General features: G+C 63.6%; 13 protein-coding genes. 3 read left to right on the forward strand and 10 right to left on the reverse strand.

The window, feature by feature from the left end:
- Positions 1 to 82 precede the first annotated feature (82 nt).
- From QWU43_RS10220 to QWU43_RS10240, 5 genes are read right to left on the reverse strand one after another with little or no spacing between them, the layout of a single operon-like run.
- Positions 83 to 847 (reverse strand): thiazole synthase, encoded by a 765-nt coding sequence (locus QWU43_RS10220; protein ID WP_370915531.1) that lies wholly within the window; start codon positions 845 to 847, stop codon positions 83 to 85.
- A gap of 2 nt (positions 848 to 849) precedes the next feature.
- A complete protein-coding gene (gene thiS, locus QWU43_RS10225; protein WP_370917781.1) occupies positions 850 to 1092 on the reverse strand; it encodes a sulfur carrier protein ThiS in 243 nt (80 codons plus the stop codon).
- Entirely contained in the window at positions 1076 to 2182 is a 1107-nt protein-coding gene (thiO, locus tag QWU43_RS10230; protein WP_370917782.1) for a glycine oxidase ThiO, read from the reverse strand. Before thiO ends, thiS begins: the two co-directional genes overlap by 17 nt.
- Positions 2179 to 2826 (reverse strand): thiamine phosphate synthase, encoded by a 648-nt coding sequence (thiE, locus tag QWU43_RS10235; RefSeq protein WP_370915528.1) that lies wholly within the window; start codon positions 2824 to 2826, stop codon positions 2179 to 2181. Before thiE ends, thiO begins: the two co-directional genes overlap by 4 nt.
- Entirely contained in the window at positions 2823 to 3359 is a 537-nt protein-coding gene (locus QWU43_RS10240; protein ID WP_370915527.1) for an NUDIX domain-containing protein, read from the reverse strand. The genes thiE and QWU43_RS10240 overlap by 4 nt, the downstream gene beginning before the upstream one ends.
- Positions 3360 to 3460: 101 nt before the next feature.
- Between QWU43_RS10240 and QWU43_RS10245 the strand changes: the two genes are divergently transcribed.
- Genes QWU43_RS10245 through QWU43_RS10255 form a run of 3 tightly spaced genes read left to right on the forward strand, consistent with a single transcriptional unit; the run spans position 3461 to position 8300 of the window.
- On the forward strand, positions 3461 to 4897 hold the full coding sequence (locus tag QWU43_RS10245) for a hypothetical protein (protein ID WP_370915526.1): 1437 nt from the start codon (positions 3461 to 3463) through the stop codon (positions 4895 to 4897).
- Positions 4897 to 5919 (forward strand): glutamate ABC transporter substrate-binding protein, encoded by a 1023-nt coding sequence (locus QWU43_RS10250; RefSeq protein WP_370915525.1) that lies wholly within the window; start codon positions 4897 to 4899, stop codon positions 5917 to 5919. The genes QWU43_RS10245 and QWU43_RS10250 overlap by 1 nt, the downstream gene beginning before the upstream one ends.
- Before the next feature lie 2 nt (positions 5920 to 5921).
- Positions 5922 to 8300 carry a tetratricopeptide repeat protein gene (locus QWU43_RS10255; RefSeq protein ID WP_370917783.1) on the forward strand — a complete coding sequence of 793 codons (2379 nt, stop codon included), beginning with the start codon at positions 5922 to 5924 and terminating at the stop codon, positions 8298 to 8300.
- Between the two features lie 65 nt (positions 8301 to 8365).
- Here the strand turns inward: QWU43_RS10255 and QWU43_RS10260 are convergent, their stop codons facing one another.
- The 5 genes from QWU43_RS10260 to phoA all read right to left on the reverse strand — a co-directional run bounded on the left by QWU43_RS10260 (position 8366) and on the right by phoA (position 16648).
- A complete protein-coding gene (locus tag QWU43_RS10260; RefSeq protein ID WP_370917784.1) occupies positions 8366 to 10717 on the reverse strand; it encodes a hypothetical protein in 2352 nt (783 codons plus the stop codon).
- Positions 10718 to 10838: 121 nt separating this feature from the next.
- On the reverse strand, positions 10839 to 11333 hold the full coding sequence (locus QWU43_RS10265) for a DUF2599 domain-containing protein (RefSeq protein WP_370917785.1): 495 nt from the start codon (positions 11331 to 11333) through the stop codon (positions 10839 to 10841).
- Positions 11334 to 11444: 111 nt separating this feature from the next.
- Positions 11445 to 12530: a permease gene (locus QWU43_RS10270; RefSeq protein WP_370917786.1), complete on the reverse strand. Its 1086-nt coding sequence runs from the start codon at positions 12528 to 12530 to the stop codon at positions 11445 to 11447.
- Entirely contained in the window at positions 12527 to 13375 is an 849-nt protein-coding gene (locus tag QWU43_RS10275) for a TIGR03943 family protein (RefSeq protein WP_370917787.1), read from the reverse strand. The genes QWU43_RS10270 and QWU43_RS10275 overlap by 4 nt, the downstream gene beginning before the upstream one ends.
- A 12-nt stretch (positions 13376 to 13387) precedes the next feature.
- On the reverse strand, positions 13388 to 16648 hold the full coding sequence (gene phoA, locus QWU43_RS10280) for an alkaline phosphatase (protein WP_370917788.1): 3261 nt from the start codon (positions 16646 to 16648) through the stop codon (positions 13388 to 13390).
- Between the last annotated feature and the right edge of the window lie 151 nt (positions 16649 to 16799).

A 16799-nucleotide genomic window follows, 5' to 3' on the forward strand; every position in this document is an offset into this window, starting at 1 on the left:
CTGTGTCGCAGATGTACAGTTCGGATCGGACCCAGGATTCCCGTCAGAGATCACCCACCTGCTGGAAACCACGACAGAAACATCACACCGGCGGTGCGGTCGGAGAAGACGCCTGCGACCAGAACCGCTTCGGGATACGCCCGGCGCACCGTGCCAGGTGGCCGGATTCGACGGCGAGTTTCATGGCCCGCGCCATCATCACCGGATCATCGGCGCGGGTGACGGCGGTGGCGAGGAGGACCGCGGAGCAGCCGAGCTCCATGGCACGCGCCGCGTCGGAGGCGGTGCCGATGCCCGCGTCACAGATCACCGGAACACCGGCGACGGAGGTGATCATCTCCAGGTTGTGTTCATTGCGGATTCCCAGCCCGGTGCCGATCGGTGCGGCCAGGGGCATCACCGCGGCGCACCCGGCTTCCTCCAGTTGACGGCAGAGGATGGGATCGTCGTTGGTGTAGGGCAGGACGACGAAGCCGTCGTCGACGAGTTGCTCGGCGGCGTCGAGAAGCTCCACACCGTCGGGCAGGAGCGTCCGGTCGTCGGCGATGACCTCCAGCTTGATCCAGTTGGTGCCCAGCGCTTCCCGGGCGAGACGAGCCGTGAGGACGGCTTCGGCGGCGGTTCGGCAGCCGGCGGTGTTAGGGAGGACTTCCACGCCGATGTCATCAAGCATCGCGAGGAGCCCGGTGTGCCCCCCAGCGTCGACACGGCGCATGGCGACAGTGGTCATCGCCGTGCCGGAGGCCACGAGCGCCTCGCGGAGGACCTGCTGATTGGCCGCCCCGCCGGTGCCCATGATCAGGCGCGACGTGAGTGTCTTTCCAGCGATGACGAGTGGCTCCGACACGGCTACCCTCCCTGGACGGCGGTGAGGATGTCGATCTGCGCAGCATCAAGCTGTCTGATCGTCTCGTCCCAGCATGCGGCGGGCACGACAAGGCCATTGACGGCGACGGCGAAACCACGGTCGGTCTCGGAGCGCTCACGGACGAGGTGGCGGATGGTGGTATCGGGAGTGAGGTCGCGGGGGGCACCGTTGACGGTGACTGTGCGTGGTCCGTCGTTGGGGATAGGTTCAGTGAACTGGCTCATGTACTACTCCTGGCAGGGTGGGTCGGTCCGGCCTGGTGAGCCGGGTGATGTCGAGTGGCGTTCCGCGCACCTCGGCGAGGACGGCGTCGGCGGTGATGGCGGAGAGCAGGACCCCGTTGCGTCCGTGCCCGCAGGCGGCGATGAGGCGGCCATCACCGAGAGAACCGATGACCGGGACATTGTCTGGGCTGTAGGGGCGCAGCCCCGCGATCACTTCGTCAAACACGTAGTCGTCGATTCCGGGGAACACGAGTGCCGCGTCGTCGAGAAGCTGCCGGACGCCTCCCGCCGTGGGTGCGGTGTCGTGGCCGTGCTCGTATTCGGTGGCACCGACGGCCACTCCCCAGGCACGAGGCACGAGGTAGAGGGGTCGGCCGTGGACGCGGGCACGGATCGTACGGGCCGGGGCGGGCTGTGATCCGGGTTGCCGACGCAGGCGCACGACCTCGCCCTTGACCTCGCGGATGTCGAGGCCGAGAAGTTCCCGGGCACCCGCACCTGCCGCGACGACGACACGCTCACCGGGGATGTCCGTTAGGTCGGTCACCATCTGCTCCACCCTCCGGACACCGAGACGGTCGCAGGCCTCGGTCAGCCGGTGGAGCAGAACGCGGTTGTCGACGGCGTGTTCCTCCGGGCACAGTATCCCGGCGCGCAGGCCCCGCCGCAGCGCGGGTTCGAGCTGGCGCATCTCCCGTCGACTGATGCGGCTGAGGCGCCCCGGGTAGTGCGATTCCACGAATCCGAAGGTCCGTTCAATGTCGGTGGCGTCCGCGTCATCCGCACCCGTCAGGATCGTGCCTGTTCCGGTGACGATGTCGTCCGCACCGCCGACCGCGAGGTCGGCGAGCAGTTGTTCCCAGGAATCGAGGGACGCGACCCCGAGGTGGAGCATCGTCTCCTCCCCCGGCCAGGCTTCGGTGAGTCCGCCGAGCATGCCGCCGGCGACCCATCCGGCCCCGTCGCGGGGGCTCGCCGATGGCGCGTACAGCGTGACGTCGGCTCCGGCGTGGGCCAGTCGGAAGGCACAGGCCAGGCCGATGACGGATCCGCCGATGATGCTCACGGGAGCGCCGTCGATGGAGATCATCTCCCAGCCACCACCGCTCTGAGCGCACGGGTCGCCGCCGCCGGGTCAGTGGCGTCCGCGATGGCGCGGACCACCACGAGGCGGCGCGCACCGGCTGCTATCACGTCTGCGGCATTGTCGGGGTTGATGCCGCCGATCGCGAAACAGGGTTTGTCTGTACCTGTGGATGCCGCGTACCGGACGAGGTCGAGACCGGTGGCGGCGCGTCCGGGTTTGGTGGGGGTCGCCCACACAGGTCCGGTGCAGAAATAGTCGATCTCCGGATCGTCGATGGCAGCATCGACCTGGCCCGGGTCGTGGCAGGATCGTCCGATGATCACCTGCGGGCCGACGATATCTCTGGCTACGGCGACGGGTAGATCCTGCTGGCCGAGGTGGAGAACATCCGCACCGGCGGCGCGGGCGATATCCGCCCGGTCATTGACCGCGAGCAGGGTGCCGTGCCGGTCGCAGATCTCACGGAGCGCGGCGAGGAGGTCGAGTTCCTCCGCCGCTTCGATCCGGGGGTTCTTCTGCCGGAGCTGGATGATGTCAACCCCGGCCGTGCACGCGGCTTCGGCAAGGCCGGTCAGACCGGAGGTTCCGTCGGCGCGGAATCGGGCATCGGTCACTAGATAGAGATGTGCGTTATCGATGGTGGTCACCGGTTGTCTCCCAGGAGTCGGGCAAGTTCTTCGCGTAGTCCTGGCCAGGACGCGGCGAAGGCTGGCATGAGATTCAGATCGGTGACCTCGTCGACGGGGACCCACCGAAGTTCCACCGATTCCCGGTTGACCTGAGTCGGCAAGGGTTGGCCGACTCTGCCGACGACGGTGGTGTAGGTCCAGCCACCGGGAAGCTCCGGGCGCTCGGGGTCGGCACCGTGTGGCCCTGTGGTGACCAGTTCTCCGAGTACTTCGACGCGATCTGTGTCGATGGCGCACTCTTCCTCCGCTTCCCGGAGAGCAGCCTCGGAAGAGGACTCGTGGGAGTCACGCGCTCCGCCCGGAAGAGCCCAGGTACCACCGTTCGCCGTCCATTCGGCACGGTGCTGCATGAGGACACGTAACGGATGTGCATCCCCTCCACCGGACTCATCGGAACCATCCGCCACGAGCAGCAACCCGGCCGCACCGTGGACTCCCCAACAGCGTGTGCCCTGTGGCCCCGCGGACCAACCATTGCCGTCACCTTTCATGCTCCCCAACAGTAGTACCGCCGTCGGTGCCGGGGGTGACGGAATCTGCTACGCCACCGCAGTGCCAGTGAAACCGCACACAGGTCGGTTATTCTTGTGAAATGACCGGCGCACCCGAGCCCACCGCGTTGACCGAGGACACCCAGGACCACTGGTTGGACCGGGTCAGCGGTGCAGAGCGGCAGCGCAACCGGCATCCCTTCTTCGCGTTGGCCCAGGAGACCTTCGGTCAGCCATTCCACTGGGTGCGCAGAACCTTCGGTTTCCTCCGTACTTCTCCCGGCAAGATGACGGCGATGACCATGGTGATCACCGTGGCGATCTTTGCGGCCGGTTTCTCCATGTCGCAGTCCTCGGCCGCCCGGAAGGAGGCTCTCGGGACGCTGATCACCAACACCGAGCCGACGTCGTACGCCGCACACAACCTCTACACCTCATTGTCCGTTGCGGATACGACCGCAACCACCGGTTTCGCACAGGCTGGTGTGGAACCCCCCCAGACCCGGCAGGCATACAATGATTCGATCCGACGGGCGAGTACGGCTGCAGGCAGGGCCGCCGCCGGAGTGGCCGATCTGGATAGTCGCTCAGGTCAGCTCATTTCGCAGATCCAGCGCCAGTTGCCCGTCTACACCGGGCTGATCGAGACCGCACGCACGAACAATCGGGTGGGTAACCCGGTCGGTGCAGCGTATCTCGCGGAGGCCTCCGCACTCATGCGCACCTCGATTCTCCCCGCTGCCGCGGAACTGTTCGAGCTGACGTCGGAGGAGGTCCGGGAACAGCAGTCGCGGCTGACGCAGCCGCAGTGGATACCGCTTTCCGGACTCGCGGCCGCGATCCTGCTGCTTCTGCTCGCCCAGCGTTGGCTCGCGGTACGGACGCGACGCTGGTTCAACAAGGGATTCGTCATCGCCACGGTACTCATGACCGTTGCCCTGCTGTGGGTCGGGGGCGCGAACTTCGTCACCTGGAATGCAGGCACGAAGGGATTCGAGGAGGCGTCACAACCGCTCCAGTCCCTCACGACCGCACGGATCGCGGCGCAGAAGGCCCGTACGGAGGAGACGCTGGCGCTGGTCCGTCGCCAGAGTGCCAGCAGTGGCGCCAGCTTCCTGACATCCACCCGTTCCATCGACCACGCTCTCGACTCCTACGAGGCCTCGGTGCTGAGCCAGACCGACGTCAATTCCGCGAACGCCGATATCGCCCGCCAGTCCCTGGCCTACTGGCGGCTCGCGCATTCGATACTCACGGATGACCAGGCGGCCGGAGACTATGCGGGTGCCCTGGAAACGGCGCTGGGTACCCGAGGTGTGGAACGTTCACCCAGCGACGGAACTGCCGCGAGTGCCTTCGATTCGCTCGACTCCGCACTGGCATCCATGATCGACGACGCACGGGCGTCACTGCGGAGTTATATCGCCGACGGTCTGAAGGCAACGACCCGGGTGTCCTCCATGGTTCTACTGCTCAGTCTACTGGCGATGGTGTCCACCATGGTGGGTATCCGCCCTCGGCTTCAGGAGTATCTGTGATGCGCCTTCCCAAGCCCCTGACAGTGGCTGTACTCGCAGTCGCGTCCGTCCTGGCAGCCTGCTCGATGCCCGAGCATCACGAGGCACAGCCGGTGTGGACCTCAACGAACGATTCGCCACTGCCACTGCCTCCCGGCGCTGTGGTGGAAAAGGCCGGCAGCAAACCGGGGCGACCGTTCATGGTCGACGGTCTCCTAGGATCCCGACGGCCCGGCGCAGAGACCGTCGCCGAACGGGTTCCGGAGATTCTCGAACGTGGCCGCCTGATCGTCGGTGTCGGTCAATCTCAGAATCTCCTGAGCTTCCGGGACTCCACGACGGGCGAGTTAGAGGGCTTCGAGGTGGACATCGCCCGCGAGATAGCCCGGGATATTTTCGGGGATCCCTCGAAGGTTGACTTTCGGTTCGTGGATTCCGCTGACCGTGTCCTGGCACTCGAATCAGGGACGGTGGATATCGTGATCCGCTCCATGGCCATCACACGGAGTCGACAGGACCAGGTGGCGTTCTCCACTCCGTATTTCACGGCCCGGACACGGATGCTCGTGATGGAGTCCTCGAATCTCTCCTCCCCCGATGATCTGGCGGGCCGCACGGTGTGTGTCACCGAGGGGTCGACCGCTGCGGAGCGGACCCGGATTCTCGCCCCGGAAGCTGATCTACTCCTGGTACGCAACTGGGCCGACTGCCTCGTAGCGGTGCAGCAGTACCAGGCCGACGCCATCATCTCGGATGACGCGATCCTCTCCGGGATAGCCGGGCAGGATCCCTACACCCGCCTCGTCGGGCCTTCCCTCGGCAGGGAACAGTACGGGGTCGGCATCGCCTCTCCCGGGTACCGGCACGACACGGACGGCCTGATCCGCCAGGTGAACGCCACGATCGAGCGGATACGTAGTGACGGCACCTGGTGGCGGCTGTACAACCAGTGGCTCGGCCCCTACCAGTCGACCGATGGGCCACCGGCCCTCGATTACCGCCCGGAGCCAGACCGAAACAAGCTGCAGGAAGACAAGGGTTAAGCATGGCCGAGTACGAGATGGGCACCGAAGCCGTCCCCTACAACCCTTTCGAGGACGACGACTACGAGGACGACGACACGATTCACGCGCTCCTCGATGATCTCGAGAGTATGCGCGACGACGCCGCCACAGCTACGGCGCCAGCCCCCGGCACTGCGCCTGCCACCGCCCCCACCCCCACCCAGACCGCTGCATCCTCGATGCCCGTCGAAGACGCCGGAACTCGATCTCGTCAACAGGCACTCTCAACGTTTCGGAAGCGGCGGTCGTCGGCACGCAGAGGTCGATTCGTCGCCGACGGGATGGTCCAGCTTCCGTTTATCAGGCTCCGTGACCCCATGGAGGCGATCATGGACCCCACCGAAGACATCGCCAGGGGCGTCGAACCTCCCGCATTGTCCCCCGGTGACATGATCGCCGAACAGTACGAGGTTGCAGGGGTCCTCGCCCACGGGGGCATGGGCTGGGTCTACCTCGCCCAGGACCGCAACGTGTCAGGCAGGTGGGTCGTCCTCAAGGGGATGATCTCCGATCCAAACAACCAGCACCGTTCAGTTGCCGAAGCCGAACGGGAATTCCTCGCTGACATCACACACCCCGGTATCGTCAAGATCTTCAACTTCATCGACGACCCCGGAACCAACTCCAGTTTTATCGTCATGGAATACGTCGGTGGTCCCTCACTCCGGGATCGGCGCCGTAAACAACCGGACGGCATCTTCGATGTCGCACTCGCCATCGGATACATCCTCGAGATTCTGCCCGCCCTCGACTACCTGCACTCCCGGGGCGTCGTCTACAACGATCTCAAGCCGGACAACATCATCGTCACCGAGGATCAGGTGAAACTCATCGATCTCGGAGCGGTCAGCGGTGTCGGCGCGTTCGGATTCATCTATGGTACCCGGGGTTTCCAGGCCCCCGAGGTTCCCACCGAGGGCCCCAGTGTAGCCAGTGACATCTACACCATCGGCCGTACCCTCGCAGCCATGACCTGCAACCTTCCAGTCGTCGACGGTGCCTACGCACCCGGCATCCCCTCCCCCGCGGGTGAACCGGTACTCCGCAGGCATCTGTCCTTCTACCGACTACTCCTGCGTGCCACCCACGACGACCCCACCCGTCGATTCCGCGACGTCAACGAATTGTCCACCCAACTCTACGGTGTACTCCGGGAAATCCTTGCGATCCGCGACGGTAAACAATTCCCCGCGCAGCATTCCCTGTTCTCTCCGCAGCGTACAACCTTCGGCACCAAGCACCAGGTTTTCCGTACCGACCAGCTCATCGACGGCATCGAACGGGAGGTCCGGATCACTGCTCCCGAAGTGGTCGCCGCGTTGCCCGTTCCCCTCATCGACCGAAGTGACGTCGGCGCAGGTCTCCTGTCTGGGTCGTCCTACGCTGAACCGCTCGAAGCCCTGGAAACAATGCGGCAGGCAATGCAGACCGAAGAATATTCAGCATCCACCGAGATCCCCCTCGGCGTCGTCCGCGCCCTCCTCGACCTCGGGTTCACGCTGGAAGCCAAGCAATGGCTCGATTCCTTATCCGAACGACTCGGCCTTGACTGGAGACACCAGTGGTACTCAGGAGTCACCGATCTCCTCCTCGACGATTACGCAGCCGCACAAGATCACTTCAACAACGTTCTCAACATCGTCCCCGGTGAACCCGCCCCCAAGCTCGCACTCGCTGCGGTAGATGAGATGCTCCTGCAACAACTCGGATACACCCACCGTCCGCTTCTTGACCAGGATGCCATCCACACCGCCGCACATTCCGCCGGCACCGACGCGGCCCTGCACATGGACGTTCTGTCCACCCTGGGGGAAAGCTGGTCGCATCTGACCTCCGACCCCGTTGCGCTCCGGTTCCACTCCATGCGGCTCTATGCCCTCGTGTGGGCTACGAACCCTACGACCGTGTCCTCCGCGTTCGGCATGGCCCGACAGCTCATGGCCGAAAAACAGGTGGAGCTCGCAGTGAGCGCCCTCGACCGCGTACCGCAAGCGTCCCGGCATCAACGGATGGCTAAATTGACCACGATTCTGCTCCTTGTCTCCGGCGAACCACGCATGCTCACCGAGTCCAGGATCCGGCGCGCGGCACGTCGTCTGGAGGAGATTCCCACAAACGAGCCCCGTCTCCTGCAAATCAAGATCGGGGTACTCAGTGCGGGATTGAACTGGTTGCGGGCCACAGCCCTCGACTGCTCCGCCAGCCCGAACACACTATTCGGGTTCCCGTTCTCCCAGCGAGGGTTGCGGGCCGCGCTCGCGGACACCCTACGCAGTCAGGCCCGCATGGCGCCGTCCGCCAGGCACCGGTATGCACTCGTCGACATGGCTAATGCTGTGCGACCACCGACGTGGTTCTGAATTGACAGCAGGTCCGGAAGCCGATGGAGTCGACGACTTCCGAGCTTGCGCATAAACCGCGTGAGTTACAGGTTCTCCAGAAATTCCTTGTCCTTCTCCGTCGCCAATTTATAGAAAAAATCCGTCATGGAAACACGGTATTTCCTCTGTCCGTGCGGTTGATCGGTGATCTCGCCGGGTGTGATCGCACCGTAGAAATACTCAAAGCCGTAGCTCACGGCATTTAGAAAATGCCCTGCGGCAGCTAAGTCATCGGGATTGTCCCTGAAATTCTCGGATTCGTTGAGCACGAGATTGAAGAACTCATCTGCCAAGAACTCGGGAGTCATGTGACTGGCGGTCTCGGGGTTGTTGTAAGAACCGTAGTAATTCTCATTCCATCCGTTCGCCTGTTCGTGGGGAACGAGTTGAATCGCTTTAGTCCGGGTGTGCCCAGTCGCCGGTCCACCGTCAGCTCCACCGTGCAGCCCCTGTTCGTATTCAGCGATTCCGTGCACGATCATCTGCGCCTTCTGGTAGTCGGACAAGGGCGCGAGCGTGTACTCGTTCAATCCTAGATTGCGGCGGAGAGTGTTGATGTTCACCAGCATGCGCTGGCTATACCGGTCGTTGAGAGCCATGATTGGCTGCAGCGTCGCAACGTCCTCTGCGGGTAGGACATATTGAACCCACTGGTCTTTGTCCTTCGTGTAGAAATAGCCTTTCCCGTCATCGATCTCGGCACGGATCGTTGCGTGAATGTCATCCATCAGTGCTTTCGCCTGACGGTACCCCGGCCCGTCAAAACCACCGACTACCGCATCAATACTGTCAAAGTCATCGTATTCCGGGTCACTGTCCGCAGTGCGGCCGTCAGGCAACGTTTTCTTCACCAGTTGCGCAACATCGTAGATCTCTTTCACGGTAATATGCTGTGTTTCTCCGTCTAGAGTCCACGGGGTGATCGGACGGGCGGCGAGCTCTGCTTTCGCAGCAGCCTGCTGCTCATCGTGTTGCTGAATCTTCTGCTGTTCCGCATCGAACTGTTCACCGATACGGTCACGGTCAATAGCGATTGTGCGTTCTTCCGTGGCGAGTGCCTCAAGCGTTGCCTCGGGGTCATCAAGCACTGCCTGTGCACGAGATAATGCGTTATCAATATTCACACGGAGGCCGATCCCCCGGGCCTGCGGCTCATACTGAGTCCTAATCTGCTCGACAATCTGCCGGATCTTCGCTCGGCGGGCTTCCTCTGCCGTCTCATCACTGGTTTCATCGATCCCAGCGTATCCGACAAACTGGGTGGTAAATTTTTCCAATTGTGCAGATGCGGCACGGATGCCGTCAGCCTTGGTGTGCTGAGGATTCGCGAGGATCGCCTTGGGCGCCCGAAGAAGCCCCTTCAAGGACTCACCGTAGACACCCATTCGCGGGATCAACTGTTCAGCACGGTTGACCTGTTTCTGAAGTTCCTCCAGTGCGAGTTCTCTCTCGGACTTCGGCTCCGGCTGAACCGTTGGTTCCGCCGGAGTCGGCTCAGCCGATGTCGCTACCGTCGTCGAACTAACACTCGTCGTTGACGCCGGAGTCGGCTCAGCCGATGTCATTACCGTCGTCGAACTAACACTCGTCGTTGACGCCGGAGTCGGCTCAGCCGATGTCGTTGCCGTCGTCGAACTAACACTCGTCGTTGACGCCGGAGTCGGCTCAGCCGTTGTCGTTGCCGTCGTTTCAGATTCACCATCATCCTCCGGCACCTCAGTCGCCGGGGTCGTGCCTGCAGTGGTGCTCGTGGCGGGCCCCACAGCCGTGGTTGCTTCAGTGGATGTGGTCGTGGTGGTCCGGGTTTCGGTTGTCGTTGGGGGAACCTCCGCTGAGGACACTGGGGATGCAGAGGTGGTGCTCACCGTTGTCTGTGGTGTGGGTTGCACGGTCGTTGCGGCTGTGCTCGGTGTCGCCTCATTCGATCCAGTGACCGGGTCCCCGGCAGTAGCGCCGGGTGTGGGGTCGGAGCTGCCGGTATACATGGACCTCACCAGAGAACCGAGTCCCAGCAAAAGCGCGGAAACAGCCAGGAAACCACTAATGCGCACGAAATGTGCCAGGCCAATATGGGAGATCGGGAACGTCATCGTCTGCAGTTCCGGACGGAATGCCGAACCAGCGAGGGTAACGGTATCCGCCGTAGCCGGGGAGAAATCGTGTCCGGGGGTGGACCCGGCCTGAGCTGTGACCACGCCGCCTTCCCCAGGAGTCGCGACTGCGGCTGCATCGGAAAACTGACCCGTGCCTGGATTCAGGGAGGATGAATGTACGGTACCTGGGGCCGTGTTCCGGACCAGGATAGGGTCGACGGTCGCGCTACCACACGCAGTGACAGATCCCGCTAAGAGAGGAAGGATGAGTGCCTGGATTATCACCGGACGTTTATTGGACATAAGAGAACGATCACCATATCTTCACAGTGGCATAACCAGTTGCAGTAAACTGGCTATCAAAAATTTTTCTGAATAATAATATTATCTCATGAACGGCGTGAGAATCACAGGAACCGTACAACTAATTACACAGCTCCCGGATAAAACCCTCATAGCCCTTATCCGGGCGTGCCGCCTCGAGGTTCCAGGTTCGCTTCGTACGGAGAAGCGCACGGTAGTGGAAGTGGCAGGTGAACTGGTTCCGGAGCGTCGCGGTGTTCGGTACACCTCTATGGGTCGCATCCCGCCAAGCAATGTCCGCTGCGGAGTCCGGGAACCGCGCGATACCCGGACTGACGGTGATTTCGTAGCGTGGCGCCCCCTGAAATACGGAGACATCCACCCTCCTAACGAACGTGCTCGTGTCCGGTTCCACGAACAGTCGAGTCCCTGGCGCAGGGGGCTGGACATCAGGGGGCGCGAAAAGCAGATCAAGGCTGTCGTGCCTTCGCGCTACGGGGAACAGATCCAATAGATCTTCAAGCAGTTCACCTCTCGAAGCAGTGGTGGCAGCAACCGGCGCGGTGACTACCATCCCCGCAAGTAGCACGATAGTAACTGTACTTCGGCGGATCATTCGCCCGACGCTGTTCATACTATGCCCGTCTCTCCGATAGCCTGTGCTGACCAGGGGAAAGTTCCCCTGGTCAGCACAGGCTACCGGAGACCCCCGGATCACAACGATCTCTCAGAGAACCCCGAAGATGATTGTCCCCACGGCAACGGCGGACAGTACCCCGCAGATCAGGACCATGGGTACGAAGCGGACGACGAAGCGCGGACCGAACGCACCGGCTTGCATGGAAATGAGCTTGATGTCCACCATGGGGCCGACGACGAGGAATGCGAGCTGCGCGGTTGGGGACACGGCGCTGAAGGATGCGGCGACGAAAGCGTCGGCTTCGGAGCAGAGGGAAAGCAGAATCGCCAGACCCACCATCACGAGGACGGCGAGCAGTGGTGTCTGTGAGATCTGCGCGAACCAGGATGAGGGGACGCTGACCTTGATGAGTGCGGCGACCATAGCGCCAAGGACGAGGAATCCTCCGGCCTGGGTCAGGTCGTGGAGTGCCGTCATTTGGAATCTGCGCCACTGCCAGCTCCGTCTCCCGGCCTGGTCGGTGGCGGGAGCGCAGTGGTCATCGGCACAACCGCCGAAGCCTGCACCATCGGGGGCGGTGACCCGGATGTCGTCGTCACGGCCAATGATGATCCACAGCCACCCGGCGATGAGGACCGCGAGGAAGGATGCGATGAACCGGGCCCAGGCCATCTCGGGCAGGGCGTTGAACGCGACGGCGGTGGAGACGATGACCACCGGGTTCAGTGCCGGGGAGGCGAGCATGAACACGAGCGCGGCTGCCTTGGACACCCCGTTGCGCATGAAGGACTGGGCGACGGGAACGGAGGCGCATTCGCAGCCGGGCAGAGCGATGGCGACGGTTCCGGCGACGGGGACGGCGAGGAAACTGTTGCGGGGTGTGATCCGTTGGAGGAATCCGGGGGGAGCGAACGCCGCGATGAGGGCAGACACGGTTACACCGAGGACCAGGAAGGGCAGGGCCTGGATCGCGACGGCGACGGTGATGGCGGCCCAGGATTCGACGGTTCCGTTCATGTTCCAGAGCGGGTCGGTCGCGGAGGTCGGGCCGGTGCCGAACTGGGTCCACAGGACGACGACGATGCCGAGTGCCGTGAACTCCCAGAGTGCGAGCTGGCGGGGAGTGACGCGGAACTTCTTGTCGACGCCCGCGTCTGTCGGTGTGGTACTCACAGGTATGGAATCCTCGGTTCGTTGGTGGCGGTGATTGATTCTGGGGTGAGCACGAGGTGTGAGGCGGAGGCGTCAACATCAACGGTGCCGACCACCTCGACCCAGGTGTCATCCGGGAGATCCGAGCCACCGGCGAGTGTGGCGGAGTAGGCGACGGCGTCGGCGGCGCAGCAGAAGATCTTGTAGCGATTGACCATTACTTTTCCGCCGTCGCCAGCAGAGTGCTCCCCGCTGTCGTCGAAGCTGGCGGCACCGCCGTGGGAGATGAATCCGATGACCTTGATCTTCTTTCCCGCCAGATCCTCCAGATCACCGTAGGAATAGCGGTTGTGCAAATCGTCGAGGTTGAGTTCGTTGATGCCGGTGTCGGACAGTGGGTCGAAGTTCACTCCGCTGCGGGGCGCCGTGGCGGCACGGCCTGCGCCACCCGCGAGGGCCGCGTCGCGTTCCGTACCGCTGGCGGTATTGTCCAGCATCGCCGCGCCGAGTGGGGAAGGGGAGCCGATGACGACGAGCAGGAACGGGACGAACACCAGCCAGGCGATCGGTGATACCTTCGCTTTCTCGCCACCGGCCCGGTTCTCGTGACGTGCGCCGAACCAGAGCACGGAAAGTGCGAGGCCGGTGACGAGAAGCGCGACGGTGAGGGTCATGGGGTGCCAGAAGGTTCTGATGTAGGTGGCGAGCCGACCCGTGGCGAGCAGCGCGAGGACGAGCACTCCGGTGAGGAGCCACAGGACCGCGATGATCTGGGCCGAGAAACCCGGACCGGCCACCGGGCCATGGTCGACAGGTGTGTCGTGGGCATGGTCGTGGTGGTCGTTCCGGTCCGGGTGGTTGATCATGGTGTCCCTTTTCTAGCCTCGGGCGCTGGAGCGTCGACGACCTGAGATGAATGCGGTGACGGCAATCAGGATAACCAGGACGAGGAATCCGAGGCCGATCCACATCTTCGCGGACGAGCTGGTGGGGGTGCCATTGGCCTCCTTCGCCGCGGACGTGTCGGGGGCGGTTTTCTCGGTCGCTTCCCAGCGGGCCGCCAGGTTGATGCCCGCGCCATCGGTGTCCAGGTCGAGGGCGTTGGCGATGACGTAGTGGATGTCGGTCTGGTCGATGTGCCCGACGACGTTCGCCGCGCCGGGTCCTTCGGCTGCGACCCGCAACTGTGCGCCGGTGTGGGTCTGGGAACCGAGCGCCTCTTCATCGTCGTTGGACTTGGCGGTGGCGTAGTTGACGGTCATCTCGTCGCCGTCTGCGGTGACCAGTTTGGTGGTGCGCCCGGCGGTCGCCCGGTCGTTCGCGGTGATCTGCGAGGTGTGGGCGTGGTCGGCGGTGGTGATGATGAGGGTGGGTTCCCCTGTTTTCTTCACCCATTCGCGGGCCGCCTGGATCGCGTCATCGAGTTCCTGGGCCTCGCCGATCTGTCCGCAGATGTCGGCGTCGTGGTCGGCTTTGTCGATGGAGGCGGATTCGATCTGGACGAGGAATCCGTCGTCATTGCGCAGCAGGTCGAGTGCCTTCGTGGTCATCTGTGCGAGGCTGGGCACCTCGGCACCGCGTTCCTGGTTCTCGGTGCAGCGCATACCCTGTCCGACGGCTGGTTCGACGGTGGGGATGCTCTGTTCCCAGATCCGCGGCAGGTTGCCCTCGGCGAAGAGTCCGAGGACGGGGGCGTCCTGGTCGGCTTCCTTGACGGCGTCGAGCTCGTCGGCTGAGGTGACGATGGTGAAACCCTGGTTCCGGGCGTTGTCGAGGACCGAGTTGCCCTTGGTCCAGGTGTGCCCGTCCCAGTCGCCGCCCGCCTGGACTTTCTGCTCGAAGTACTTCGCACCGCCGCCGAGGGTGAGGTCGGCGCGGGTGTCGATGAGCTGCTCGGAGATGGATCCGAGGCCACCGTACTCGCGGAATTGCTTCTCGAAGCCCTCGCCCTGGCAGGTCTTGCTGTTCTTATCGTATTCCGGGCCGTAGCACTTGCGGTTGAGTGCATGACTACCGACGGCTGCGGGAGTGGCGTCCTGAACCTCTGCGGTGGTGACGTTGCCGGTCTTCATCCCCTTGGCCTTGGCCAGTTCGATGATGTTGGGGACGGGGGTTCCGTCGACCGTGATGCCGAGGCCACCGTTGTAGGTCTTGGCTCCGGTGGCCCAGCCGGTGGCCGATGCCGCGGAGTCGGTGACGTAGGTGGGGCCGCCGAGTTCTGGGTCGAGGGCGAACGTCGTGTAGTAGCCGGTATAGGGCAGGGCGTCGATCCCGGGGAGCCGGCCGTTCGCGCCGTAGAGGTAGTCGCGCGCGGAGGTGACCTCGCTGTCGCCCATCCCGTCGCCGATGAACAGGATCACGTTCTTGGCCTTCTCGTCATCGAGGCCCTGGCCTTCCTTGGCGAACTGGGCGCAGTCGCCTGGCCCGGAGACGAACCCGTTGTCGCCGACCTTGTAGCAGGTGGCGAGGGGGTCTGCGGGGTCAGTGCGGTGAGCGGTCGCCGCGTCATAGGTCTTCGCGGAGTCCTCCGTGGTCACCGAGGGCTCGATGGTCGGCACGTCATTGATCTGCAGGGCGTTGGCGACGGTGAAGAAAAGATCGGTTTGGTCGGTCTGCCCGATGACGTTCTCCTCTCCGGGGCCGTAGGCGGCGACGCGGAGCTGGGAACCGTTGTGCTGCTGGGATGCCTTCGGGTTGTCGGCCAGTTCCTGAAGTGGGAGGCTGCCGTAGGCAATGGTCTGCGAGGATCCCTCCTCGGTGCGCAGGCGCGTGGTGGCGGCGACGGAGTTCTGGCCGTCGTAGATGAGCTGGGTGGAATGCGCGTGGTCAGCGGTGACGACGACGAGCGTGTTGCCGTCCTTTTTCGCGAAGTCGAGTGCGGCTTTCACGGTCTCATCGAGGCGTTCGACCTCACCGATCATGCCGCAGGCGTCCGCCGCATGGGCACGCTTGTCGATGGATGCTGATTCGACTTGCAGAAGGAATCCCTTGTCAGCGGATGGGTCGTCGAGAAGCTCGATGGCCTTCCGGGTCATGTCGACCAGTTCGGGTTGGCCTTTCGTGTCCTGCTTTTCACAGGCGAGTGGGCGTCCCGAGGCGCCGTCGACGGTGGCCTTGGAGGGCGCATAGCGGGTGGTCATGTTGCCGTCGTCGAACAATCCGAGCAGCGGGGCGTCCTGATTCGCGCTGGTGACGGAATCGAGGGCCGCAGCATCCTGGACGACGGTGAACCCGTTGTCTTTCGCGTTGTCCAGCACCGATTTGCCTGCGGTCCAGGTCGTGTTGGTGGGCAGGAACGGCGATACCCCCTGCCCCTCGTGGATCACCTCCTGCTGGAACGCCTCGAGCCCACCGCCGAGCGTGACATCCGCGCGGGCGTCGACGATCTGCTCCGCGATGGAGCCGAGTCCACCGTTCTGCCGGTACTGGGCGGCGAAGGCCTCGCCCTGACAGGCCTTGGAGTTCTCCTCCTCCTGCGGGCCGTAGCACTTCCGGTTGAAGGCGTGCGCGACGAAGGCCGCCGGGGTGGCGTCCTCGATCTCCGAGGTGGTGACGTTGCCGGTGCGAAGTCCGGCTTTCTTGGCCTTCTCCAGGAGGTTCTCGACCGGCTTCTGTTCCAGGTCCACGCCGACGGCACCGTTGTAGGTTTTGATGCCGGTGGTCCAGGATGTTGCGGACGCGGCGGAGTCGGTGACGTAGTTGAAGGAGCCGTCCCGGTCCACCGAGTGATGGGTGTAGGCCCCGGTGGAGGTGAAGGCATCGAGGCCCTCGAAACGCCCGGCTGCGCCCTTGAGGTAGTTGCGGGCGGCGGTGATCTCCTGCTGACCCATGCCGTCACCGATGACGATGATGACGTTCTTGGCGTGGTCCTCGGTCCGCTTCTGGCCGACGGTGCCAAACTGGGCGCACTCACCGGGCTTGAGGGCACGGACCGTTCCGTCCTCGGCGATGGGGTTGCACTTCTCCGGCCCGTTGTACTGACCTCCGGGCCCGGTGACCGGGGCTTTTTCTGCGACTGGGAGGCGTTCGGGGTCTGCTGCGGCACTGAGGGGGAGAGTGACGGCAAGCGTTGTGGCGAGGAATCCCCCCACCACGGCGCGGATCACGCGGCTGTGTGTTCGACGTTCATTGACGGTCATGTGTCAGGCTTTCCATGTCGGAGGTGACGGAGCTGAGAGACGTGACGACGTGTTGTCGTCCCAAGGCTCAACCAGTCCACCACTCCGGGGTTAACCGAACATGGCACTACGAAGTAACCGGTGCCCAACACTTCGTGAACACCAGCCGAAT

The organism is Corynebacterium sp. CCM 9204 (assembly GCF_041357695.1).
Taxonomy (GTDB): domain Bacteria; phylum Actinomycetota; class Actinomycetes; order Mycobacteriales; family Mycobacteriaceae; genus Corynebacterium.

Excerpts from the sequence above, each read along its gene's own strand:
- thiS (WP_370917781.1), bottom strand. The coding sequence starts at position 1,092 with ATGAGCCAGTTCACTGAACCTATCCCCAACGACGGACCACGCACAGTC.
- QWU43_RS10250 (WP_370915525.1), top strand. The coding sequence starts at position 4,897 with ATGCGCCTTCCCAAGCCCCTGACAGTGGCTGTACTCGCAGTCGCGTCC.
- QWU43_RS10245 (WP_370915526.1), top strand. The coding sequence starts at position 3,461 with ATGACCGGCGCACCCGAGCCCACCGCGTTGACCGAGGACACCCAGGAC.
- QWU43_RS10240 (WP_370915527.1), bottom strand. The coding sequence starts at position 3,359 with ATGAAAGGTGACGGCAATGGTTGGTCCGCGGGGCCACAGGGCACACGC.
- thiO (WP_370917782.1), bottom strand. The coding sequence starts at position 2,182 with ATGATCTCCATCGACGGCGCTCCCGTGAGCATCATCGGCGGATCCGTC.
- QWU43_RS10275 (WP_370917787.1), bottom strand. The coding sequence starts at position 13,375 with ATGATCAACCACCCGGACCGGAACGACCACCACGACCATGCCCACGAC.
- QWU43_RS10260 (WP_370917784.1), bottom strand. The coding sequence starts at position 10,717 with ATGTCCAATAAACGTCCGGTGATAATCCAGGCACTCATCCTTCCTCTC.
- phoA (WP_370917788.1), bottom strand. The coding sequence starts at position 16,648 with ATGACCGTCAATGAACGTCGAACACACAGCCGCGTGATCCGCGCCGTG.
- QWU43_RS10255 (WP_370917783.1), top strand. The coding sequence starts at position 5,922 with ATGGCCGAGTACGAGATGGGCACCGAAGCCGTCCCCTACAACCCTTTC.
- QWU43_RS10265 (WP_370917785.1), bottom strand. The coding sequence starts at position 11,333 with ATGATCCGCCGAAGTACAGTTACTATCGTGCTACTTGCGGGGATGGTA.